Annotated in this window: 18 protein-coding genes; 14 read left to right on the top strand and 4 right to left on the bottom strand. The window is 45.7% G+C overall.

From position 1 onward, the window contains the following. The first annotated feature begins 10 nt into the window (after positions 1 to 10). From bcp to BHV73_RS04135, 10 genes are all read left to right on the top strand, one after another. Positions 11 to 457: a thioredoxin-dependent thiol peroxidase gene (bcp, locus tag BHV73_RS04180; protein ID WP_195621844.1), complete on the top strand. Its 447-nt coding sequence runs from the start codon at positions 11 to 13 to the stop codon at positions 455 to 457. Between the two features lie 102 nt (positions 458 to 559). Beyond that, entirely contained in the window at positions 560 to 1,597 is a 1,038-nt protein-coding gene (gene recA / locus BHV73_RS04175) for a recombinase RecA (protein ID WP_009121488.1), read from the top strand. 313 nt (positions 1,598 to 1,910) lie between these two features. Next, positions 1,911 to 5,072 carry a SusC/RagA family TonB-linked outer membrane protein gene (locus BHV73_RS04170; RefSeq protein WP_286736841.1) on the top strand — a complete coding sequence of 1,054 codons (3,162 nt, stop codon included), beginning with the start codon at positions 1,911 to 1,913 and terminating at the stop codon, positions 5,070 to 5,072. Between the two features lie 37 nt (positions 5,073 to 5,109). Then, positions 5,110 to 6,840 carry a RagB/SusD family nutrient uptake outer membrane protein gene (locus BHV73_RS04165; protein ID WP_195501006.1) on the top strand — a complete coding sequence of 577 codons (1,731 nt, stop codon included), beginning with the start codon at positions 5,110 to 5,112 and terminating at the stop codon, positions 6,838 to 6,840. Between the two features lie 48 nt (positions 6,841 to 6,888). Next, entirely contained in the window at positions 6,889 to 7,953 is a 1,065-nt protein-coding gene (locus BHV73_RS04160) for a DUF5017 domain-containing protein (protein WP_283127597.1), read from the top strand. 42 nt (positions 7,954 to 7,995) lie between these two features. Further along, positions 7,996 to 8,661: a BT4411 family hyaluronic acid-binding protein gene (locus tag BHV73_RS04155; protein WP_283127596.1), complete on the top strand. Its 666-nt coding sequence runs from the start codon at positions 7,996 to 7,998 to the stop codon at positions 8,659 to 8,661. Positions 8,662 to 8,692: 31 nt separating this feature from the next. Next, positions 8,693 to 9,649 (top strand): fimbrillin family protein, encoded by a 957-nt coding sequence (locus BHV73_RS04150; protein ID WP_118467125.1) that lies wholly within the window; start codon positions 8,693 to 8,695, stop codon positions 9,647 to 9,649. An 85-nt stretch (positions 9,650 to 9,734) separates the two neighbouring features. Beyond that, positions 9,735 to 11,339: a fimbrillin family protein gene (locus tag BHV73_RS04145; RefSeq protein WP_118467122.1), complete on the top strand. Its 1,605-nt coding sequence runs from the start codon at positions 9,735 to 9,737 to the stop codon at positions 11,337 to 11,339. Between the two features lie 545 nt (positions 11,340 to 11,884). Next, positions 11,885 to 14,275 carry a polysaccharide lyase family 8 super-sandwich domain-containing protein gene (locus BHV73_RS04140; protein WP_283127595.1) on the top strand — a complete coding sequence of 797 codons (2,391 nt, stop codon included), beginning with the start codon at positions 11,885 to 11,887 and terminating at the stop codon, positions 14,273 to 14,275. Between the two features lie 23 nt (positions 14,276 to 14,298). Continuing rightward, positions 14,299 to 16,920: a BT3328 family hyaluronic acid endo-lyase gene (locus BHV73_RS04135; RefSeq protein WP_283127594.1), complete on the top strand. Its 2,622-nt coding sequence runs from the start codon at positions 14,299 to 14,301 to the stop codon at positions 16,918 to 16,920. A gap of 728 nt (positions 16,921 to 17,648) precedes the next feature. Here the strand turns inward: BHV73_RS04135 and BHV73_RS04130 are convergent. Then, entirely contained in the window at positions 17,649 to 20,549 is a 2,901-nt protein-coding gene (locus BHV73_RS04130) for a chondroitinase family polysaccharide lyase (protein ID WP_283127593.1), read from the bottom strand. A gap of 304 nt (positions 20,550 to 20,853) precedes the next feature. Between BHV73_RS04130 and BHV73_RS04125 the strand changes: the two genes are divergently transcribed. Both BHV73_RS04125 and BHV73_RS04120 read left to right on the top strand, forming a co-directional pair. After that, positions 20,854 to 21,447, top strand: coding sequence for a hypothetical protein (locus BHV73_RS04125; protein ID WP_118467114.1), 594 nt, complete (start codon positions 20,854 to 20,856; stop codon positions 21,445 to 21,447). Between the two features lie 2 nt (positions 21,448 to 21,449). Then, positions 21,450 to 21,746, top strand: coding sequence for a UpxY family transcription antiterminator (locus tag BHV73_RS04120; protein WP_118467112.1), 297 nt, complete (start codon positions 21,450 to 21,452; stop codon positions 21,744 to 21,746). A gap of 38 nt (positions 21,747 to 21,784) precedes the next feature. Here BHV73_RS04120 and BHV73_RS04115 read toward each other — a convergent pair whose 3' ends face one another. Further along, entirely contained in the window at positions 21,785 to 22,129 is a 345-nt protein-coding gene (locus tag BHV73_RS04115) for a helix-turn-helix domain-containing protein (protein ID WP_009121475.1), read from the bottom strand. A gap of 161 nt (positions 22,130 to 22,290) precedes the next feature. Here BHV73_RS04115 and BHV73_RS04110 point away from each other — a divergent pair, with 161 nt between their 5' ends. Together BHV73_RS04110 and BHV73_RS04105 are read left to right on the top strand one after the other, a co-directional pair. Beyond that, positions 22,291 to 22,887, top strand: coding sequence for a hypothetical protein (locus BHV73_RS04110; RefSeq protein WP_009121474.1), 597 nt, complete (start codon positions 22,291 to 22,293; stop codon positions 22,885 to 22,887). A 2-nt stretch (positions 22,888 to 22,889) separates the two neighbouring features. Continuing rightward, on the top strand, positions 22,890 to 23,186 hold the full coding sequence (locus BHV73_RS04105; RefSeq protein WP_118467109.1) for a UpxY family transcription antiterminator: 297 nt from the start codon (positions 22,890 to 22,892) through the stop codon (positions 23,184 to 23,186). Here BHV73_RS04105 and BHV73_RS04100 read toward each other — a convergent pair. Together BHV73_RS04100 and BHV73_RS04095 are read right to left on the bottom strand one after the other, a co-directional pair. Then, positions 23,174 to 24,196, bottom strand: coding sequence for a YeiH family protein (locus BHV73_RS04100; protein ID WP_009121472.1), 1,023 nt, complete (start codon positions 24,194 to 24,196; stop codon positions 23,174 to 23,176). The two genes, BHV73_RS04105 and BHV73_RS04100, sit on opposite strands and share 13 nt — an antisense overlap. Before the next feature lie 82 nt (positions 24,197 to 24,278). Then, entirely contained in the window at positions 24,279 to 25,175 is an 897-nt protein-coding gene (locus tag BHV73_RS04095) for a LysR family transcriptional regulator (RefSeq protein WP_009121471.1), read from the bottom strand. Positions 25,176 to 25,195 lie beyond the last annotated feature (20 nt).

The following is a 25,195-nucleotide window of genomic DNA, read 5'->3' as shown; positions in this document are numbered from 1 at the left end:
TTTAATTTATATGAACGTAGGAGATAAAGCGCCCGAAATATTGGGTATCAATGAAAAAGGCGAAGAAATTCGTCTGAGCGATTATAAAGGAAAGAAAATAGTACTTTACTTTTATCCAAAAGACTCAACTTCAGGCTGTACGGCGCAAGCCTGCAACCTGCGCGACAACTATGCCGACTTGCGCAAGGCCGGTTATGAAGTTATCGGAGTCAGCGTAGACAACGAGAAGTCTCACCAAAAATTCATCGAAAAGAACAACCTGCCCTTTACCCTTATTGCAGACACAGACAAGAAACTGGTAGAGCAATTCGGTGTATGGGGTGAAAAGAGCATGTACGGACGTAAATATATGGGCACCTTCCGCACCACCTTTATCATTAATGAAGAAGGAGTGATCGAGCGTATCATCGCGCCCAAGGAAGTAAAGACCAAAGACCACGCCGCACAAATCCTGTAATAAAGATTAGTGAGCAACGGTCAGTGATTAATGCCGTGCGATCCCGTTCATTAATCATTCACCACCGATCACTAACCACTAAACACTAATTATTTATTTTATATGGCAAAGAAAGACGAACTTAATTTTGAAAACGGAAATAATATGGCAGCAAGCGAAAAACTAAAGGCACTGCAAGCTGCCATGGATAAGATAGAAAAAAGTTTCGGTAAGGGTTCTATCATGAAAATGGGCGACGAAAGCGTCGAACAAGTAGAAGTAATCCCTACCGGTTCTATCGGACTGAACGTAGCATTGGGTGTAGGCGGTTATCCCCGCGGACGTATCATTGAAATCTACGGTCCGGAATCTTCCGGTAAGACCACGTTGGCGATCCATGCCATCGCCGAAGCGCAAAAGGCGGGCGGTATCGCGGCGTTCATCGATGCGGAGCACGCTTTCGACCGCTTCTACGCGGCCAAACTCGGCGTAGATGTAGACAACCTCTTGATTTCGCAACCGGACAACGGCGAGCAGGCATTGGAAATTGCAGAACAACTGATTCGTTCTTCCGCCATCGACATCATTGTGGTAGACTCCGTAGCCGCCCTGACCCCGAAAGCCGAAATTGAAGGCGATATGGGCGACAACAAGGTAGGCTTGCAGGCACGTCTTATGTCACAAGCGCTGCGTAAGCTGACATCCGCCGTAAGCAAGACCCGTACAACCTGTATCTTCATCAACCAGCTCCGCGAAAAAATCGGTGTAATGTTCGGTAACCCCGAAACAACCACCGGAGGTAACGCGTTGAAGTTCTATGCTTCCGTACGTCTCGACATCCGTGGAAGCCAGGCTATCAAGAACGGAGAAGAGGTAATCGGTAAGCAGACCAAAGTGAAAGTTGTAAAGAATAAGGTAGCTCCTCCTTTCCGTCGTGCAGAGTTCGACATCATGTTCGGCGAAGGCATCTCGCGCGCAGGAGAAATCATCGACCTGGGCGCGGAACTGGGTATCGTCAAGAAAAGCGGTTCCTGGTTCAGCTATAACGACACCAAAATCGCACAAGGACGCGACGCCGCCAAGCAAGTTATTCTGGACAACCCGGAACTGGCGGAAGAACTGGAAGGACTTATCTTTGCAGAACTGAGAAAAGACAAATGATTCCTTGATTTATGATTCCGGATTTATGAGTGTATAAGTCTGAAATCAGAAGTCAGGAAATACTCCGGCACGAATTGTACGGCATCTTACGGATAAGGAATAAAAATCCGTAGTATTCTGTACGATTCGTGCCTTATTTATGTCATTACACAAGCTACACCATACTCTGATGTGGCTTTCTTTTTATGTACAATTTTATTTTTGTACGAAAATGTACTCTGTCTGTACTATTATAGAAGAATGTTTTTACATATATTTATAACTTTGCCACCGGATTTAAAAAACAGCATAAGATAATCTTATTTTTGATAATATGAAAAGAAACCATTCCGTGAGCTTTAAAAGAGCGAGTTCTCTTTTATTCTTTTTGCTGCTTTCGCTGACTGCGCTGCAAGCACAAATCAAAATTACAGGTACGGTTACCGATGAGACTAAAGAAACAGTTATCGGAGCCAACATTACTGTAAAAGGAACCACAATCGGTACTATCAGCGATATAAACGGCAAATACTCGATTGAAGTACCTAATCAGAAAGCCATTCTTGTTTTCTCCTTTATCGGTTACACCACCCGTGAAATTCCGGTAGGAAAGAATAAAGTAATCGATGTCGTAATGAAAGAAGACGGCGTGATGCTGAATGAAGTAGTAGCCATCGGTTATGGTAGCGCCAAGAAAGGCGACCTTGCCGGTTCTGTGGCGAAAGTAGACATGGAAGAGCTCAATAAAACTCCTGTCGCATCGTTCGACCAGGCATTAGGCGGACGTGTTGCCGGTGTGCAAGTGGTAAGCGGTGACGGACGTCCCGGTTCGGCAGCGAACATCGTTATCCGCGGTAGTAATACGGTTTCCGACAACTCCGACGGTTCTCCGTTGTATGTTATCGACGGTTTTGCGACCGACGACCCCAACGCCGCCGCCTATAACCCGAGTGACATCGAGTCCATGGACATTCTGAAAGATGCTTCCGCAACCGCCATTTATGGCGCGCGCGGCGCTAACGGCGTAATTATCATCACTACCAAACGCGGTAAAGAGAGTGCTCCCCGCGTGACATACGACGGTTACTTTACCTGGCAGGAACAGCCTCAATTCCTCGACATCATGAACGGTAAGCAGTTTATGAAGTTGCAGACCGAAATGTTGACCGAAAAAGAGCTGAACGATACCTACTTCGGATATAGCGAAGCATTGGGACGTAAACGTACATTGGCCGATTACGATTACATACCTTATTATAACTGGCAAGACGAAGTATATCGGGGCGCTCCCATGACAAGCCACAATGTATCTCTTTCCGGCGGTAGTAAAAACACCCGTTATAGCTCGAGTATTTCTTATTATAACCAGCAAGGCGTTATCATCAACTCCTCTTACGAGAGCTTAAAGGCGCGCCTTACTCTCGACCAGAACATCAGCAAATCCGTAAAGTTCGGCGCAACGATGAACTTTGCCAATAACCTGTCCAAAGGTTCGGCACCCTCACAGTCGGGCGGCGGTACATCTCAATATTACCTCTATCAGGTACTCGCTTACCGTCCGGTTACTTATAATGAGAAAGACGACCTGATTAACAACATGGTGGATGAGAGCGGAAACTATCCGTACAACCCCATGAAAACCGTACAGAACTCGTACGACCAGACCCGTACACGCCAACTGAACCTGAATACGTATCTGACTTGGGATATTATCAAGAACCTGACTTTCAAAGCCACGTTCAACTATACGTGGAGACAAGATGTGCGCCGTACGTTCTACAACTCGGATACCTATCAGGGAGACCCCAAATACTCCGCAAGCGGTGTAAACGGTAATTTCTCCGACAAAGACCGTAACAGTTGGTCCAACGAATACACATTGAACTACAAACGCCGTTTCGGCGATCACAATCTGGCAGGACTTCTCGGAGCTTCTCTTTCCAGCGACCGCACTACGGTGATGGGAGCCGGTTCGGGACTTATCACATGGGAAAGCCTCGGTTTCTGGGGATTGGATAGCGGTACTCCCCGCTCCATCACTACCACCAGCGTGGAAAGCAAACTGATGTCTTACTTCGCGCGTTTCAACTACGACTGGAAGTCACGCTACATATTGATCGCTACCATCCGTGCCGACGGTTCGTCACGCTTCCCCTACAACAAATGGGGTTATTTCCCTTCGGCATCATTTGCATGGCGTCTTTCCGACGAGCCGTTCATGAATTTGGAAGACACATTCGTGTCCAACCTGAAACTGCGTGTAGGTTGGGGAGCTACCGGTAACAACAATACTTACAATGACTACGCTTCTTCCGTGCTCTATGCCACCGGCCAGAACTACGCATTCAACAATATGCTCACTTCAGCCATCTACAACAGTCAGATAGGTAACAGAAACCTGAAATGGGAAACTACCTACCAAACGAATATCGGTTTGGACTTCGGTTTCTTCAACAACCGCATCAACGGTGAAATCGATATCTACAACAAAGACACCAAAGACCTGTTGCTCTACGCCGAAGTGCCCGGTTCGCTCGGTTTCTCTTCCGTACAACAAAATATCGGAAGTATCAACAACCGCGGTCTTGAATTTTCTATCAATACCGTAAACTTTGTAGGCGGTAAGGGCAAATTCAAATGGACCACCAACTTCAATATCTCTTTCAACAAGAGTAAAGTCACAGGACTTTCCGACGGACAGGAGAGCCGTTACAGCAGCGTGATAACCACTAACAACTACATCTGTAAGGTGGGACACCCGCTATCCGAGATGTACGGCTATGTATACGACGGTGTCTATCAGTACGAAGACTTCAACGAAGTGGCTCCCGGACAATACGTATTGAAGCCTGAAATACCCAATAATACTGAAGTTCGCAGCAACATCCAGCCCGGTAGCGTAAAATTGAAAGATTTGAACGGCGACGGTAAGGTAACGGCTGAAGACCAAACGATTATCGGTCACGGTCTGCCCATCCACACCGGAGGTTTCACCAATAACTTCGAGTGGAAAGGCTTCGACTTGAGCGTATTCTTCCAATGGTCTTACGGCAACGACGTTATCAACTATAACCGTACCCGTCTGGAATCGCTCAACAGCAAGCACACTAACCAGCTTGTTTCCGCCGCCAACCACTGGACACCGCGTACGGTTAACCCGGACGGCAGCATTACCGAAGGTAACTACACCAATTATCTGTGTGCTCCCAACCGCAGCCTGACCAACATCAATACCGACCGAGAAATCGAAGACGCTTCTTTCTTGCGGTTAAAGAATGTGCAGCTGGGTTACAGCTTCCCCACCAAGATGCTGAAGAACCTGAAGATACGTTCGCTCCGTGTATATGTATCCGCACAGAACATTTGGACGTGGACCAAATATACCGGTTACGATCCCGAAGTATCTACCCGTAACTCGGCAATGACACGCGGTTTCGACTATTCCCCCTACCCTCGCACCCGTTCCTATACATTCGGCGTGAAGTTAGGTTTGTAATATGATATTCAGAAGTAACTAAAAAGATATAAACACCATGAAAAAGTTGATATATATATTGCTAAGTGCCGGACTCTGCACCTCATGCAACTTCCTGGACACTGAAATTTACGACAATCCCGATGCGGAGACCATCTATCAGGATGAAACCTCTTGTATGTCCGGATTAGCCGGTGTATACGACGTATTGGGTTATGCGGGAACTTACGGACAATACTTGTGGGGCGACCTCGACTCCGGAACAGATATTCTCGTCTACAACCGCAGCTACGGTAAAGATAACCTCCAACCCAATCTTTATACGCACAACAATACGGACGGTTATATCAAGGACTGCTGGCTTGCCCTCTACGACGGCATCAACCGCGCCAACGATTTTATCGACCTCATCAATCAGCGTACAGACGAACAATGCGGAAGCGCAAGAAACAAGAAAATGTATATTGCCGAGGCTCGCGCACTGCGTGCACTCTACTATATGAATCTCGTTGCCTATTGGGGTGAAGTGCCATTGCGCCTGACTCCTACCCGCGACCTCACCACGCAGCTCTTGGAAAAGTCTCCGCAGGAAGCTATATATGCACAAATTATCCGTGACCTGAAAGCGGCGGAAAGCGGCTGTCTTCCCGCTGACGAGCTGAACGCTCCGGGACGCATCTCCCGTACCACAGTACAGGCATTATTGGCGCGTGCCTATATCTGGCAGTCCGGCTATCCTGTTTATGCCGATACTTGGGAAGAAGCCCGTACCTATGCCAAGAAAGTTATAGACAGCAATCTGCATCACCTTTACGGAGAAACAGACCCTGCTCACCAAGGCTATCGCGACCTTTTCATTAATATGTGTTCCAATCGTTACGACCTCGAAGCCCGCGAAAGCATGTTCGAGGTGGAGTTCTACGGCAATGGCATGGACCGCAGTAACGAATGCGGTAAAGTAGGTTTGTACATCGGCATATCGCAAGGTGTCACCACCGACCCTGATGTACCTTACGCATACGCCTGGTACGATGCTACCAAGATACTATACCGCCTCTACTTGGAAGACGGTCTGGAAAGTGACAGAGACGCGGAAAGAGAATACAAAGTAAATGTAGCCAAAGACAAAGGCGACCAGCGTCGTTGGTGGACTTTCGCCGACTACACTTATAAAGCCAATGACAAGACCGGAAAAATAGAAAAGAACTACCTGACCGATGCCAACCTGACAAGCGCCAACAACTACGGCCGCACCGGCAACCCCGGCAAATGGCGTGCCGAATACGACCCCGTACGTCCGTGGGCACGTAACAATTCGTCCATCAACTTCCCCATCATGCGTTTTGCCGACGTATTACTGATGTTTGCCGAAGCCGAAAATGAGTTGAACGGCCCCACAGATGAGTGTATAAAAGCCCTCAACCGCGTACGCGAACGTTCCAATGCACGAACTCTCCTACAAGGAGAAGCCGGTAGAACCGACAACAAGGAGAACATGCGGCAATTACTGTTCAGGGAACAGACACGCGAACTCTGCTTTGAAGTGCCCCGGCACATGGAATTGCGCCGCCGCGGCGAACAGTTCTATTTCGACCGCATACGTATGCTCTACGACCAAACCGCTCCCGAGAACCCCAATTGCGGTGCTTCCAGCGCCACAGTGGGCTATGAGCGTAGCGACGTACGTTCCGTTCCGGCCTACAATATATCCGAGCGTAATTTGTATCTGCCCATACCGCAGTGCGAACTAAGCACCAATACCATCTGTAAGCAGAACGAACGCTGGTAACCCGATTAAAGTATATAATAGAAACGATAAATAACAGTTCATAACGATATGAAAACAAATAATAATCCCGCTTCCGGTAAACGCCTTGCGCAACTGCTGGCGTTATGCCTGCTCGCTACTTTTTCCTCATGCGATCGCGATGGAACCGAAAGTGTAGAATTCGGTGTAAACGTCCAAACACCCGATGCAGTGTATGCCGGTCAGCCTGTCACCTTCGAATTCGACGGAAATCCCGACTACATAGCTTTCTACTCCGGCGAGAAAAACGACCGTTATGCCAACAGAGACCGTACCACGCTGCCCGAAGTAGACAGTCTCGGACTTTCATACTCCGCCAAGATGCAATATGCCGAAAATTATGACTATTTGGGCGACCGTATCCTGCGCGTCATGATTTCAGATACTTACGACGGTTCGGGAGAAATCAACCCCGAAGAATGGCACGACCTTACCGACCCGGATCCGGCTGTCAATGAAGAATACCTGAAAAGTGTTATCTTGGAAACCAGTACCACAGCCAAACTGCCGTATGCCGCTGTCAATCTCAGCCAATACAAAGATAAGGATTTCTACCTTGCTTTCCGTTATCTGGCGGAGCCTCACACAGGAATAAAAAGCGAAGGACATACTCTTCCGAGCGACCCTACAAAGACATATAGCTACGACAACCGCCCCCGCATCGACATCACCGAACTAAAACTCGTGAAGCGCGAACCGGACAAAAACCTGATTGTAGTGGAAGACATGGTAAGGGAGTTCGTTTTCACGCCGCACTTTGTCACCTCCAAGGTACAGAACAACTTCACTGTCAGCAACTACAGTATGATGTTCCAACCGCAAGAATATGTCGTAACGGATGGAAAAATAACAGTCAACGAATCCCAGGATTACGACATCGATGTATGGATGGTAAGCCAGAAGCTGTCACCGCATAGCGTAGAGCCCGACCGTGGTACTCCTATCAAGGGAACAAACGCCCGTCTCGGCATCTATCAGCACACTTACAACGAACCGGGTACCTATACCGCCACTTTCATCGTTACCAATGCCAACAAATGGAATTCGGAACAGACAGTACGTGAAGTAACCGTTAAAGTGAAACCCGCACAATAATTCAAACAAGCGTTTTATTAACCACTAAAAATAATTATTATCATGAAAAAGATTATTTTAAGCGTTTTCGGTATGCTGGTTATGGCAGCCGGACTGCAAGCACAAGAATTGATAAAGGACAATGAATTCGACAACGCCGACCTCACTACAGAATATGGCAGCAAAGACAACGTGACATTCGGCACTTGGTGCGCCGTAAACGATGAAACCGCAGCTTCTTTCCGCATCATCAACGACAAGCAGCGCGGCAAAGTATTGGAATTTTCCGTAGACCCCAAACTGACTACCTGGTACAAGTCGTTCGTGGCACAACGTTACGAAGGCAGCGCAGAACCGGGTATGTATAAATTGGGTTTCTGGGCTAAGTCCGAAGACATGGGACAAGTAAAAGTATTCATCCGTCTGCGTGATGCCAACGGTAAAGACCTGCAACGTTTCTTTGTGTGCACACAAAGCCAGCCTAAGAAAGCGGATCGCAAATTCTACGGTGGTTTCGGCAAGGCGAACCCTTCGGGTAAGTGGACCTACTACACGCTCGACTTCAACTTCGGTAAAGTGGCCAACAGCATCTACCAGTTCAGCATGAACGATACGGAGGATGCTACTCCCACAGACTTGAAGAACTTCTCTATCTGTTTCCAAAACAGTGCATCCGAACCGTCAAGTGTCCTGATAGACGGCGTATCACTGAAGAAAATAGAAGAATAACACGCAATCAAATAAAGAAACGGTATCCGTTATGATAAAAAACAAACTCATATTTCTTTTCCTTGCAGGGGCTTTACTGACCGCCTGCAGCGATGATGAAGCACCTGCCGCAGACCCTAAGGCATACCCTCTCATTATCGAAGCAAAGGTGTACACCAACTATGACACCCAGCAGGAAGGAACTACCTGGACCAAGCCCGAGGACAAAATCGGCGTATATGTGCTGAAAAGCGGCAGTAGCGAAGTGGTGAGCCCGCACGCTAATCTCAGCTACAGTCCTACACCGACTTCGTATGACGACTATTTCCAGCCCGACCAAGTAGACGCCATTCCCTACTTTCCTACAACAGGTGAGGATGTATGGGATGTAGCCATCTACTATCCGCGTCAGGAAACGTTCGAAACCGAAGGTATGGTGCCTCTGAAGTTGGACAAACAGGGAGACATGAAAGCATCTTCCCTATTGTATGGACGTGCCAGCTCACTCACTAAAGAGAATACGGTGGCTTCCATGCGCCTCGCTCCCGCCCTGAGCCGTTTGGTATTTTACTTCCGTGCGGAGGGAGATATAACGGCGGAACAGCTTGATAATGTGACAGTAGACCTTAACGGCCTACCTACCATCGGTAGTTTCAATGTTGTCGAGGGACGTTTCAGTGCCGATACAGAAAGTGTAGCCTCGTTCCGTATGCGTACTTCCTCGTCTACCGATGCCACCGTGGCACGCACCACAGAAGCATTTGTTATGCCTCTCGGCGGTACACAGGGATATGTAGCCACTATCAATGCAAACAAGTTGCCTGATGCGCTGAAGAAGAAGACTTATACTATCGGTAGCAGCATAGGTAGTTTTGAGCGTGGGATGCAGTATGTATTCGATGTTACTGTCAGCAACACCGGCTATACTATCGATAGTTCTTCCTCACCTATCGCAGGTTGGGAAGAAGGAGATAAAATTAGTGGTGAAGGTGAAGAAGCACAATCTTAGTGTATTCTAAGTAAGACTTCATACTTCATTCACATTACACATATCACCAAAAGTATTAATTAACTACCAAAAATAATTTAATAATATGAGAACTTTAAAACATTTAACATTTTGCCTTGCAGCGGCATTTATAGCTACCGGTTGCAGTCAAGAAGATAATGAACCTCAAACAACTGTAAAGAAAGGTACGCCTGCCGAGTTTACAATGACTATAAATGGTGGAACAGGTACACGTACTATAACTACCCATAATGAAGAAAACCGTACAATCTCCTGGAGAGAGGGCGATGAAGTTGGTATCTTTGCTGTTAGTAGTGATGGTACACAGAGTAATCGTAAATACACCTATAATAATAATGAATGGAAAGCTGTTAGCGTAAGCGATGCAATTACATTAACAGAAGGAACTGATTATACCTTTTATGCATATTATCCTTATACAGCAAATATAACAGCAGCAGCTGCTAGTCTGAATGTGTTACCCGACCAGTCTACTCAAGGTGAAGGTAACAGTAGCTATGATTTAAGCGACGTACTTATTTCAAAGGTAAATGAAAGTACCTATAACGGTGATCCCATCACTCTGAATTATAGTCATGCTTATGCTATGGTAGAGGTACTTATAGCTGGAGATAAAGTAGGTGATACAGCTCCTCAAAAAGTAGTTTTAAAGAATGTAATCACCGATGCCAACATTGACCTTACTACACAAATAATAACAAATACTACCAACAAACAAGATGTAATTATGTCCTATGTAGCAAATACAGAAAACACAGGAACTTATCTTTACCGTGCTATTGTTCCCGAACAAATAATGACACAAGGTAGTACATTGTTAGAAGTTTATGGAGTCAATAGTGGTAAAAATTATATGTTTAAAGCCCCTAAAGATATAACATATCCCCAGGGTAAATATTTCAGAATGGAAGTAACTATCGGTCAGAATAATGCAGGTATCAAATTCCCTAAGGGCGATATTGATCCATGGGCACCAACACCTGGTATTGATTTAGAAGGAGAAGAACTGAAAGAAAATCTTATCACAAAATCTATTGCAGATTTAACTAGTAATGATTTTCAGACTGTAACCAGCATAGACTATTTCCAAGATGGTGATTTTTGGTATGCTCTTAACAATACAGAAGCTGAAATTCAAGCAACACTTGTAAATGAGAACGGCGAAAACTATATTTCATTTACAACTCTAGGCACTCCATCAGGTAGTTGGTTCAAAAGCAGTATTGGATATCATCACAAACAGAAGTTTCAGCCAACTTACCACAAACTAACCTTTAAATTAAGAGCAGACAAAGTTGGAGGTGAAATGCGTATTTTCATTAGAACATATTCAAAAAATGATGGTAATTTATTCTTCTGTAACTCATTGGGAAAGAGTGCTAATTTAGGAGCGACAAAGCCTACCCAAACAGATGTTGATGAACAAAAATGGATAGACCAAGAAATTTTCTTTGATTTTACTAAGGCAACTACAAGTACAGCCGGAAGCCCGAGCGCTGCAGATATTAAAGAAATAGCAGATATATCAGAGGCCTACGAACAATTGGAATTAAAATTTGTGTCGAATAAAAATACAGGTATAAATCCCGTAAATTTCCATATTAAAGACGTAAAATTAGAACCGATTGCTTTTGAAGAAATACCTGAGCAACAAAGACCTCAAATATAATTCAACCTTAATCAAATCTCTATCCAAGAGCTATAGCTCTTAACCAAAATCCCTTGCCGCCCCCATGGCAAGGGATTTTTTAGCTTCATACCTCTTTGTCACACATACTCAAAGAAGTTATCCCCTTATCCTACGATAAAATAATCACTTTTATATACATTTATCCTTAACTTCCCCATTCAAATTCTGTCATTCAGAGCGTAGCGCAGAATCTGCTCTCTTGGCATATATTTGGAGAAGAGATTCTTCGATACGCTCTGAATGACTTATACCGGATGAAAGCTGATACATAACAGAATACAATCAATTCTCATTACTTACACTAATACCAAAAACAAACCATAACCATACGCAATACAAAGTACCACTTTAGCCCCGTAAGGTGTCACTCTGTAGCATCAAAGTGCCACTTTACAAAGCTCAAGCAAAGCTTTACAAAATCAGACCTCCCCTTGAACAATAATCTCCCCTTTTCTGTATTTTTTTATACCTCACATATCCCTCAAAATGCCGAATTTAGCAACCAAAATTAAAAGACTGATATTATGAAGAATTTTCTTGGCTTATTATTACTTCTGTCCCTGACAGGACAACCACATGCCCAGGCATCAGAAGCAACCGACAACAGTATCCCATCCGCCGTTACCCACCAATCCGGCAATACCTCCGATACATCTATCGAAGACTTGCTGAAATTACGTAAAAAATACCCCTTAAAACCGGCAAAAGCCACCAAGGCAGAAGTACAGCGTGCTATCGACTTCATAAAAACCTTTGATACCGCCAAAATGGAAACGGTAAAGATTGAAGATACCCGCAAACTCGCCGCCGCCATACGTGCATTGGCATACGCTGCACAAGAGAACCTGCCCGAAGGTTCCGAATTTACTCCTTACCTGGATAAAGTACTGAACGACGGAGTAATAGAACGCATTCCCGCATTTCCATACAACTCGTACACAGACGTACGTGTCGTTCCTGTCGATTTTCTTTCCGCCCTGCCGGTTTGTACTCCCGAACAACAGGGACGACTGATTGAATCGGTAAAAGGACTGATGGAGTTTTATAAACTCAACCAGAAAGACGCTATCCTGAAACGTACCGTCAATTCCGACTATCTGTACAACGTGCTTCCACATCTGTTTGTATGCGCACTCCATAACCCGGACAATGCACAAGCAGCGGAAGACCTGCGTTCATTCTCACGTTATCTCTCGGCATGTACGCAATATGTACCCGGTGAAAAAGACATCCTGAAACCCGACGGTACAGGTTTCCACCACAAAACACATTACAACGGCTATATGTACTCCTACCGCACATGGGTGGAATATATGGGACGGCTGAAAGGCACTGCTTTCCGTATCACCCGCGATGCATACCAACGCATGAGTAAGGCAATCGTAAGCGTATACCTTATGGCTACGTCTTCCGCATCCGATACGGAACATTTCTACGCCAACAGCCTCGCCGGACGTCACCCGCTCTACGGGCTGGACGTGAACTTTTCCAAAGCTCTTTTCCGCGAACTGGTAGAGATTGGCGGAGATATGGACGGCAAAGAATTCGACCCGGAACTTGCCGCCTATTACAACGCCTTCTTCAAAACCGACCATTATAAAGGCGTCGCTCCCCGGAAACTGGACGGCTTTTATCAATTCAACTACAGTCCGGCCGGCATCTATCGTCAGGCAAATTGGGTAGCCACCATGCGCTGCCCCACCACCCGTTTCTGGGGTGGCGAAATCTATAACAAGACCAACCGCTTCGGACGTTATCAATCGCACGGTACATTGGAAGTATTGTATGAAGGCTCTTTAGCGGCTTCCGGCTACCCTTACAAGGACAAGAAAAGCGCTGAAAAAGGCGGATGGGACTGGAACGTAATGCCCGGTACCACCACCGTACACTACACCGACTGGAAATCAATGTTGCCCAACGGCAACAACGCCGACCGTTTCGACCAATGGTCGCACACCACCAACTTTGCAGGTGCATTGGCATGGGGTGATTGCGGTCTGTTCGCCGCCGCCTTCGACCAGGACGACAAATGGGGCAGCCAACGTTTCGTTCCCACTCACCTCTCTTTCTGCAAGTCAGTCTTTGCCATCGACGGCATGTTGTTCAGCATGGGCAGCGGCGTAAGCGCACAAGGTGAATATCCTGACGAATGGATTACAGCCACCAACTTGTTCCAAAGCGTTACGGACGGCAAGGCCTCAACGATAGTCAACGGCAAACCGTTGGCAGAGGGCGATTCACTGAGCATCGCCTCTTCCAAAGATACTTGGATTGTAAATCCATGCTCTACCGGATACTTCATCCCTGCCGGAAACGACCCGCTTATCGTTCGCTACGGCAAGCAGACCACTCCATCCTCTTTCGGCCTTACCGAGCAAGGTATGGGAACAATGACAGCCGCCAAAGCATATCTTCTGCACGGCGCGAAGCCCGCACAAAAGAAATATCAGTTCCTTGTAGTACCTGCCACTACGGCCGAACGCATGCGCGCCGACGCCAAACGTTTTGTACGCAAAGGCGGTATCTTCGAAGTAAAACAGCAGCAAGATTCATTGCACATCGTGAAGCACACACCTTCGCACACAACCGCATACGCTTTGTTTGCCCCTGCCACAGGGCTGAATGAAGGTGCACTGCTCGCCTCGAACACGGAGCTGCTGCTATTGGAGCGCATCACAGGCAAGCAGCTTTCAATAGCTGTCTGCAACCCCGACCTGCGTCCGCAGTCCGATAAATACTTCGGTTGGGTATCCACCCCCACCACCGCTACACTAACTTTCCACGGAACATGGACTTTGGATGAGACAAGCGCTGCGGAAGCCCTGTCCGTAACCCACACCGACGGGCAAACCCGTGTAACAGTAGTGCTGGAAGATGGTTTCCCCCGTTACCTCAATTTTATCGAAAAGAAATAAAAAACCAAATCTAACACATAAGTATGAGAAAAATGAACATCAAACAACTTTTACTTCCCGCCGTTTGCAGCCTGCTGCTACTGCCGCTGCAGTCGTGCGACGACGATGCCGACAAACAGGCACAGGCCGAGTATATGAAAGAGCAGGTAGCCGCCTTTGAAGATACGGTCGACCGACTGAATGCCTCCATTCTTTGCTACCAAAGTCTGCTGTCCGGCGAGATTCCCGTAGGTATCACTCCCATCGAAACAGGCTATAAAGTAGAACTTTCCGGTGGTAACGCCTACAATATCGGCGCCGGAGAAGAGGTAGACGCTTTCTTCCCCCTTATCACAATCTCCGAAAAGGGTAACTGGGCTTATAGCTTCGACGGCAGTAATTATCTCGACTTCACCGACCCATCCGGCAAAACGCTGAATGCCTACTCGCTGGAAGATATAGAAGCCGCTTACCGTTCTCCTCAATTGCAGATTGACAACGAAGGCTTCTGGAAAATAACCTGTGACGGCGGTACCACTTATGCCTATCTGTCCGATACCTCACGCAACCGCATCGCTGCATTCGGCGGTAAAGGCGCAGGAGTAAGCTCGCTCTTCAGTGACATCGTTTATAACGAAACTGCCGGTAAGCTATCCCTTACTTTGGGAGCGGACAAAGGATTAAAGGATTTCCCTGTCATCAGTAACTTCTACCTCAAAGTAAAAGGAAGCGAAGCAGAAGACGGGCTGACGTTCTTCCTCAACGAAGAACGCAAGTACGAAGTGGAGACAAGCGATGTAGTGAGAACCAGAATAAAAGCTCCCGACGGCTGGACGGTGACACTGGAAAACGATGAATTATCAATTAAGGCTCCGGCCACAGCATCTGCCACAAAGACACAGAATATTAACATTATCATTACTTCTTCCAAGCAATACCAACGTACAGTGACACTGGAAGCCAAGTTGCTGAACACGACTTTTGACGCCGACTATTGCAATGCATGGAAAGAGTTTGTGTCCGGTTCGGAGAACAATGTACTGCTCGACTTTTCGTATGCGGGATATATGCACGGAGAAGTAGCGCCACCGGAAATGGAGGAGCTGATAGCTCGCGGATATAAAGTGTTTGATGTAACCCATTATGGTGCCATACCTGATGATGACAAGTCAGATCGGGAAGCATTCTTAAAGGCTTTGGAAGCAGCAGGGGCAAAACGTACGCTCAACATCAATGAAAAAAATCCGGATTTTTCCACCATTCGTATGCAGGTACAAGGTGAGAAGCCTCTGAACGCCATTATCTATTTCCCGAAAGGAAATTACATTTTACAGACCGAAGAAGAGGTAAATCAGAGCATCAGCCTTACTATGGGCGGTTTCCTTATCAAAGGAGCAGGTAGAAATCTTACTACGCTCAAGATGAATGCTAAAAACACAATGGCTACTCCCGGTGATATGTGGACGTGTCCCACGATGATTGAAATAAAGAACTATTCCGGTGTTGACATGAAATCCGACATTACCGAGGTTACCGCCGATACTCCCAAAGGCGGGTTTGAAATAACCGTGGGTAGTGCTTCTAAAATCAAGGCGGGTGACTGGGTATGTCTCTACGTGAAAAACAATGACCCGGAATTTGTTGCCAAAGAAATAGCCCCTCACCCCATCAGCGATTTGAACGCTGCAACTTCAATCGTGAAAGATGGAGCGGAGATATATGATTTACATCAAGTGGTTTCTGTCAATGGTAATAAGGTTACTTTCAAAGAGCCTATCATGCACGAAGTGGAAGCCAAATATAATTGGGTTATCAAAGAATACAAACATTATGAAAATGTAGGGGTGGAAGACATCGCTTTTGAAGGAAAAGCGGAAGAGAGATTCCAGCACCATGAAAGTAGCAGTAACAATGGTTCTTATGACAGCGAATACAAGCTTATAGACTTAGTACGCCTGACGGACTCATGGATGCGTCGTGTTAATTTTGTCAGTGTCAGTGAAGCAGCCTCTTTGGTTAGTTGCGCCAATGTGTCGGCCTATGACATAGAAATCAGTGGCAATCGCGGACATTCAGCCGTACGCTCCAATTCTTCTTCACGCGTATTTATAGGTAAAGTATACGACCATAGTAGCGGTTATCGAATTCCTAAAGCCGGAGAGTTGGCTGAATGGATGGAAAATGCCGGACAGTATCACGGTTGTGGCGTATCCAAACCAAGCATGGGAGCCGTTATCTGGAATGTACAATGGGGAGACGATGCTTGCTACGAAGCTCACGCATCACAACCGCGTGCCACATTGATAGACCGCTGTACAGGCGCTTTCATTCCCAGCCGTCAAGGTGGAGACCGATACGAAGTTCCTAATCATTTAGGTGACTTAATCATTTGGAATATGAATGCTACCCGCACGGGCTATGAAAGCAATTGGAACAATCAGTTTGTATGGTGGGATAAAAGTTCTGCATGGAGCAAAACAGTACCGCCCGTTATCGTCGGTTTCCACGGTGCTTCTATCAATTTTGCCGAAACATTCATCAGTGATGTACCACAAAACAAACGTATCGAAAGCCAAGGCAGTCGCGTAGAGCCTTATTCTCTCTATGAGGCGCAACTCCGCCGCCGTTTGGGTTATGTGCCCGCTTGGCTTACGGCATTGAAATAATAAATTCTTTTTAAGGTTATAATATCAGAACAGAAAGGCTGACAAGATTGTCAGCCTTTCTTGTTATCTATCCTGTTCCAAAAAAGTAATATCCTCATAAGATAAGATACTATCATCGGAAGAAACAACCTCTTTTTTCCTTTTTGCAGATTACCCCTTCACCTTTCATAACTCCCTATTCATACGGGATAACGGGTGAAGGAAGTGAAATACATTCTGTAAATACCCAATGACACCAATCAGTTCGACAACTCTCCCTTAAAAAACAAATCGACTTCACGAGATGAAACTATTTGTCTCACGATATAAAATTATTCATCTCACGAGACGAAATTATTTCCCACACGAAACGAATCTATTCATCTTACGAGACATTTTTTGTTATCAAAAGACCTCACTTTAACACCCCAAACACCACACCTTAGCAACTGAAACACCACAGCATAACACACCAAAGCCCTAAGGTTTGGGGAGCAAACCCCTGCAATTCGAGGAGTTAAGGTGAGGTGTTTGGGTTACTAAGGTGTGGCATTCTTGAACAACAAGCTGTGAGGAAATTGTGAATGGACAAAATCAAAGGGTTCACCCGCTATCCCGCATGAATAGAGAGTTGTGAAAGGTGAAGGGCAAAAGAGATAAAATGTAAACACCCCTTTCGCATCCTGTTTTGCATCAATAAAGAAACAGGAAGAACGAAAGGGGTGAACAAAATACCTAAAGAAAACCCGTTATTTCTTCAATCGGAATTCCACCGGCTGTCCGTGCCGGCAGGTAACGGTTATTTCCGTAACATCTCCTGCCGACTGTACTTTTACCTTTTCATTGGGTACAGCCAAACTCCACGCGCCTCTCAGATGCAAAGTTTTGAAAGACGGCGCACTGGGCTCGGGAGTAGTATATGTTTTTTCCTTGATGTGCAGGTCAGGGTCACAAACGCTGACAATCAGCGTTCCATCCTCTGCCGTACGGCGCATTACCATTGTTTCGGAAGCAATATCCGCAACAACTTCATCTTCCGGCAAACTGACAGCCTCAAAAGCGGCATACCCCGTTACCCCCGAAGCACGGTCGAAAACGATATGCGCCTGCCGGTCACGACGGAGAATGGAATAACCGGGCTCCTTTTGCGCTGCGGCAAGTTCCCCGGCAGTGGGCTGAATGAGAATACTGTAAGCATAGGCAGCGTCTTGGGGAGCCAGACCATGTACTATATAGGCACTGGCAAATGTACCCTTTGTCGGAGATTTATCCGTATCTTTGGCACTCTGTTGTTCGGCTATCTGCACACGTACAAGACCTTCCGGTACAAGATAATGATTGCCGTATCCGTCACGCAACCAGCAATTGGGATTACCCGCCAGTTTTGCGCCGAATGACGGTTTGTCTATCTCCTTTCCCATCACGGAGATGGCCGCCTTGCCCGGACGGTATTCACTCTGAAAAAGGGTGGTCTCCGTAGGATACTGCGCATTACTGTTACTGATGCCCGTACCCAGGCAAACGATACGATTATCGAAGCAGAAAGCGGACTTGCGTGCCACAAAGTCTGGAGTGAAATTCTTATAATCGGCCTCTTTCAACTTCATCGCAAACATACCGTGACGTCCCTCCAAAGAGGAAGTTCCGGCAAAGTTCTCGGTAGAACGCGCCATTAAAGTACCGGTACGGGGATTGTCCAGCAATTCCAAGGGTAGATGGATGGTTGTCGTACCCGGCAGGCGGTTCCAGTCCCACCCCTCTTCCACATACCCGCTCGCCTTACGTGAGGGATAGCCCATTATCTGAACGGAACCGTAGCTTTGGTAGCGTCCGTAACGGTTGTCTTTCGTATAAATCTCCGAACCCCACACATTGGTATTGAATCCTTTGAGTGTCACCATCCAATCGGCACGGCGGTGAATACCGGCAGCGCCATAGTTATAGACAAAGAATCCTTGCGGAGCTTTGGCCGGTTGAATGTCTTTCTCCTTAAAGAAGCGGGCTTCCGGACTGTTCTTACCATTCATCAAACGAAGATAGTCGGCAGCCAGCGCATGGTCGAACTCACCGCCCTGTCCGGATAAGTCACCGGAAAGAGCCAGCTGCGCGAACGCTTTGATGTCCGCCCCACCCATTTTGCCGCCGAAAGGATGGCGTCCGCCAAGCCCGGTACTCCACTCTGTAAGATTGGAATAATTGCGCATGGCGGTAAAGGCGCCCGCCAAAAGACGACGGGCTTCGAGCGAAGGTACAAATTCCGTTCCACCGATCATGGCAATATAATCGCTCACCGTAGCAAGTGCTCCGGTAGTATAAGCAGGATAGAAACCGCCATGATGAAAAGTCGTACCGTCCACTTTGATACCGCCAATCGTACCCGGCGTACAATTTACCGAACCGGACACCCAGCGGGACAAACCGCGCAAAGCCTGTACACGTTCGCATTCATCGGGAATCATCATGGCAGCAATCAACTTGGGCTGCAACAAGGTGTTCCAGGAGTCGAGCATTTCATCGCGTATCTCGGCGCAAGGGAGTCTCGTCTCCTGCAGGGCAGACCAAAAAAGCAGTGTTTTGAGAATGTCGTCGCGGCGTGAAGACTTCAGAATGGCTTTATGCATCAACCAAGCCGTGGTATATATCTTACGTATCTGGTAGCCGTAGTGATGGTTGGTACCCATACCGCTGCCATAGGCAAAACCCTGGTCTATCGCATACTCCCATACGGCAAAGTAATTGCTTTCGGCCTCATAGGATTTGTTGCAATAAGCATCGTAGGCAAATCCGGCAAGCATGGCTTCAAGGTCATTCCAAGAAAGTTCGCCTTTATCACGATGCAGCTCGTCGGGAGCCAGTAAAGGCGCGCCCGTAAAGCCCGAACCCGACGGATAGATATCGGCCTTTGCATAAGTAGCCACGGCTTTTTTCACTGCGGCAGCCACGGCAGAAGCGGCCGGCGGTGTCAGAGCCTCATTCAGGCGTTCTTCTATCGTTTTAAGGTCCCGGCGTTGTTGTTCCGTAAGCTTGGCCGGACGGGGAATGTCATATTCGTACTGCTCCCACTCCCATACGCGGCACCAGTGCCAAAGGTCGCGCCCTACGGCAAGGCTGTTGTAATCTATCTGCATATCGGGGGTAGTACGCAGGTTCATCGCCTTTTCCGGGAATTTCCAGCGGTCGAAGAACACCCGGCCTTTACGGTTGGGAGCCACTATACGGTAAGAGGTGATTAACTTGTCCGCCTTATCGCCGCGCATGCTCTTGAAGCCAATCCAGCAGGCACGCCATCCAGGCGATTGCAACCGATACGTAAACCAATAGGACACTTTGCCCTCGGCATCGAGAAACTCAAAGCGTAATGAATCCGGCTGTGACTTCTCGTTGTAAATCCACAGCGTGATACCGTGTGTGGCCTCTGTCTTATTGTTCAAAGCCAGCGGAGCGTCCAACGCAACGTTCATTACCGAGCCGGGACCGAAATTCCATTCAAGACTTTTCTTACCTTCTTTATAATAACGGTTTGATAAAGAAAGGGATTTCCTGTCGGGAGAGGTAAAACTCTCGGGAACCCGGTCTTCAAAGCCAATGACTTGCTGCGCCCCCAAAGGGAACGTACAAAGGAACACAAGAGAAAGCAGAATAAGTTTCATACGCTATTTATATCGAATTAGGTTAATTTCAGGTGGCTGTCACCTCTTTTACGGATGCAAAAATACACGAAATGATAATAGAGCAAAGAATAAAATGTTCAGGAATTAGCAGAAATCATACATTTACAAAGATAGGCAGTATAAAAGCCGGAAACGTATAATCCGTAACCAATCATCTTCAGTCAATTGTCTTATATACTTCGCGTTAACAGTAATTTGTATATTTGTTTTTACGATATTGTTGTTTTATCAATTATTTTATAATATTTTTGCCACTGCAACAAACAAAAATAATAAATAGTGTATGGCATTAATAACGTACATTCTTATTGCGATACCGGTATGTCTGCTGGCTATCATTCTATGGCTGTATTTCGATTATTGGAAATATAAACGCAAGAATCATTTTATACTCCTGATACTTCTTTTTTATCCGATATTGTCGTATGCGCAACATACGGACAAAGCACAGTGCAAAATCTCATTTTCATCGTATGCAAACCAGCCGGGTAAACTGGAATATACCCAAGACGGCATAATTTACCGTTTTACCCCGGAAAGCAATGCGTGGAAAATAACCATCAAAAACAATACTAATAAGGATATACGGATAAACTGGGAAAAAGCCAGCTTTATCATTAATGGAAAAGCGTCCGGTGTCGGTTTCTACCCTGTTACAGCCGGTAGCACCCCTACGGATGTTATCAAAGAAAAATCCGAAATAACCCGGACTGTCACTGCATCCAACTTAATAAAAGGGAAAAAAGTCAATAAAATATACAGTAAACGAAATCTGAAGAGAGGCGGACGGACTTCCGTCAATATCGTTTTACCAATCGGTATCGGCAATCAACCGCAGTTTTTCCATATATTCAACTTTGTTGTAACAGCTAACTAACCATGACTTTCCAATATATTATCAACCATTTGAATAAACCGCATTTGTGGTATATCGTACTGACCGCCCCGCACGCCGAACTCAGTACCCAAAAGAAACTGGAACGGCAAGGATTTATCACTTATGTTCCGGCGACTTCGGTTCGGCGCACTTGGGACGGACGTATAAAAGAAATACACATCCCGGCAATAGCAAGATGTGTATTTGTATATGCAACCAACGAAGAAATGCAAGAGATGCAAAAGGAATATGCCGTCCTGTCTCCGCAAACCGTTACAACCTTATATCAAAACCAATAAATTCTTTTGAGACAAATTTATAAATATATATCCATGAATCATTTCAACACATCGGAGATTCTTTTTTTCAAATTCAACCTCGCCAAGTCTTCCGGTTTCAATTCCAACTCCACCAGTATTTTAGCGGTAGCAACATTATATACGGATTCTTTTACATCACAATTTGTCTGTCCTTCACGCAAAGAGTATAGCATGGCAAAATCATAATTCAATGCCCTTGAAACATTGTACAACGTATCTGTATCAATACTTTTCCGTGTCAACATATAATCGACACTTTGAGGCCTAACACCCAGTCTTCTTGCTAGTTCAGCCTTAGTAACCTGATTATCAGCCATGACATTCCTGATAATCTCGCCAATATATATATTACTCTTTTCCATTTCTATGAAGATACGAATTAATTAGCCACACGAAAACTACTTGAACAATAATTTATCTGTATATAAGTTCGAATTATCCCATAATTTATTTGTTTTATCAATTAATTTATGATATTTTTGCCACGTATTCATACGAATAAAAAGATAATACATATAATGCTATGACATTGACTGTTTATATTCTCATTGCAATTCCTATCTGTATACTGGCTATCCTTATATGGACTTACTTTGACTACCGGAAATACAAACGGGAACATCATCTCATTATTTTATTGTCACTTTTGTTTCCCACATTATCACATGCGCAATATATTGATAATGAAAATTGCCGTATCTCATTTAAATCGTATGAAAATCATCAAGATAAATTGGAATATATTAAAGATAATGTGTTTTATCAGTTCATCCCGAACAGCAGTGCATGGAAAGTAATTATCAAAAACAATACTGATGAAGTAGTATGGCTGAACTGGGAAAAAGCCGGTTTCATCGTCAATGGGAAAGCCTCAGGCGTCAGTCTCTTTCCTTTTACAACCGACAAAGTTCCTACGGAAAGCATTCAAAGCAATCATGGAATAAACCGTACAATCACCGCATCCAACCTGATTACTCCAAAAGGGATTAACAAAATATACAATAAAAGAAATATTAGAAAAGGCGGAAGAACTTCCGTCACAATCGTTCTTCCGATAACAATCGGAAACAGGCCGCAATTTTTTCATGCATTCAGTTTTACAGTAACAAAAGCTAACTAACTATGACTTTTCAACATATTATCACTCACTTGGGTAAACCACATTCGTGGTATATCGTATTAACTGGTCCGCACGCCGAACTGAGTATTAAAAAGAAGCTGGAACGACAAGGTTTTATTACTTACGTTCCGGTGACTTCGGTTCGGCGTTGTTGGGCAGGGTGCATAAAAGAAATACACACCCCGGTAATAGCGAGATGTGTATTTATATATGCGACCGATGAAAATATTCAGGGAATACAAAACGAATATACCGTCTTGTCTCCACAAACCGTTACAGCCTTATATCAGAACCAATAGATATAGGCCAGCGTGCTGCAACTGATAACCACCCAAAGCAGTATACCCTGCACCAGCGGTTTGATGCCCACCGCTTTCAATACATCGCGGGAAAGGGAAGCTCCGATAAAGAATAAGGTAATCGTCAATGTCTTACGTGCAATGCTATTGATTCCTGCACCGATCAAAGCGCCCGTTTCGGAAAGATTCAACACATAGGTGTTGACAACCATTGCCAGAACGAAGAAGAAGATAAACCAGGGGATACTGATTTTCTGTCCCTTACTCTTAAAGATAAACGAAGTGGCGATTGCCAACGGGATAATCCAAAGCGCACGGGTCAGCTTGATAGTGGTGGCAACTCTTAGCGCTTCTTCGCCATAAGCAGCACCCGCACCAACTACCGAACTTGTATCATGGATGGCAATGGCAGCCCACGTACCAAATTCATGCTGACTCATATTCAGCGCATGACCTATCATCGGGAATATAAACAATGCTATCGCATTCAATATAAAAATCGTACCCAAAGCCACGGACATCTCACTATCTTTTGCTTTCAATACAGGGCCTACCGCCGCGATAGCACTACCACCGCAAATAGCCGTACCGGAGCTAATCAGATAAGAAGTGTCCCGGTCTACCTTCAGGAACTTACGACCGATAACCCAACCGATAAGCAATGTGCCTACCACAGAGATAATCGTAAATTCCATGCCCTCCCTACCGGAAGCAAGTGACGCCTGCAAATTCATGCCGAATCCCAAACCTACCACAGAATACTGCAACAGATATTTGGATGTCTTTTTATTAAACTTAGGATGCGCCTGCCCGCAAAGCAAGGCAAATGCCAAACCAAGAAATAAAGCTACCGGCGGAGTAACCCATGCAGCATAAGCGTGCATTCCCGGAATATAATCGAGAAATAAAAAGACAGAAAGAATGATAAGAAGTGAAACGTAAATAATTTTGTTGTTGTTCTGCAAGAAAGGCATATTAATGCTTTTCGCCAATGCTCGAGTTGAAGCCATACTTTTTTATTTTTATTAATTTGTTTTCGGCCGCAAAGGTAGGCTTCTTTTCCCAATCACGCCAATTGTTTCTACTTATATACTATAACTTATTGTTATTGTGCATGGCAAACTGCATGAATACTTGCGCCAAACCGCTTTCTTGTCCCTGAGGTTGTGCAAAGCTAAAATCGCGCAACATAGGCATTCCCTTAATTTCAACGACACGCAACTGTCCTGAATACAATTCACGTGTAATGGAACGAATAGAAACAATGCCCAGACAATCCGTGTGCTCCAAAAAGAGCTTGATGCTTTCCGTACTTCCCAAATACATCAAAACCTGTAAAGAGGATAACTTTATATTATGTTGCTGCAAGGCACGCTCAAAAACGTCCAATGTTCCCGAACCTCTTTCGCGAAGCACCAGAGGCAGATGCAACAGCTCTTCGGGGGTTATCTCCTCTCCCACCGTAAGTCTACTGCCCGTACGAACCACCGCTACCAGTTCGTCTTCCAGAAAAGTGGTATATTTAATGTTAGGCAATCGGAATACCCCTTCGACAAAACCTAAATCAATGCGATGCTCCTGCAAAGCGGCTTCTATCTCTCTGGAATTACCGTTCAGCAACGATAAATTAACTTGTGGAAATTTACCGATGAAACTGGCAAGCAAAGGCGGTAACACATATTGGGCAATGGTGGTACTGGCGCCCAGCTTCAAACCGCCTGTATATTCATTATGCAACAAGTGCATTTCGTATTCCAACCGTTTGTAATCTTCCAGAATCCGTTCGCAATGTTCCAAAAGCAACTTACCCGAATCCGTTAATGAGATTCTGCTACCCTGGCGGTCAAACAAACGCGTCTGATAAGCAGCCTCCAACTCTTGTATATGCTTGGTTATGGCAGGCTGGCTGACAAACAATTCTTGCGAAGCTTTCGTAAAACTCAGGTTCTTCGCGACAGACTGGAACACTTTTAAACGAAAATCACTCACGGCACAATGAATTAGTATGA

The sequence above is a fragment of the Bacteroides sp. 44_46 genome (assembly GCF_001915465.1).
GTDB classification, from domain to species: Bacteria; Bacteroidota; Bacteroidia; order Bacteroidales; family Bacteroidaceae; genus Bacteroides; species Bacteroides clarus.
The sequence above is the reverse complement of the archived record's forward strand: the minus strand, read 5'-3'. Positions and strand labels throughout refer to the sequence as shown.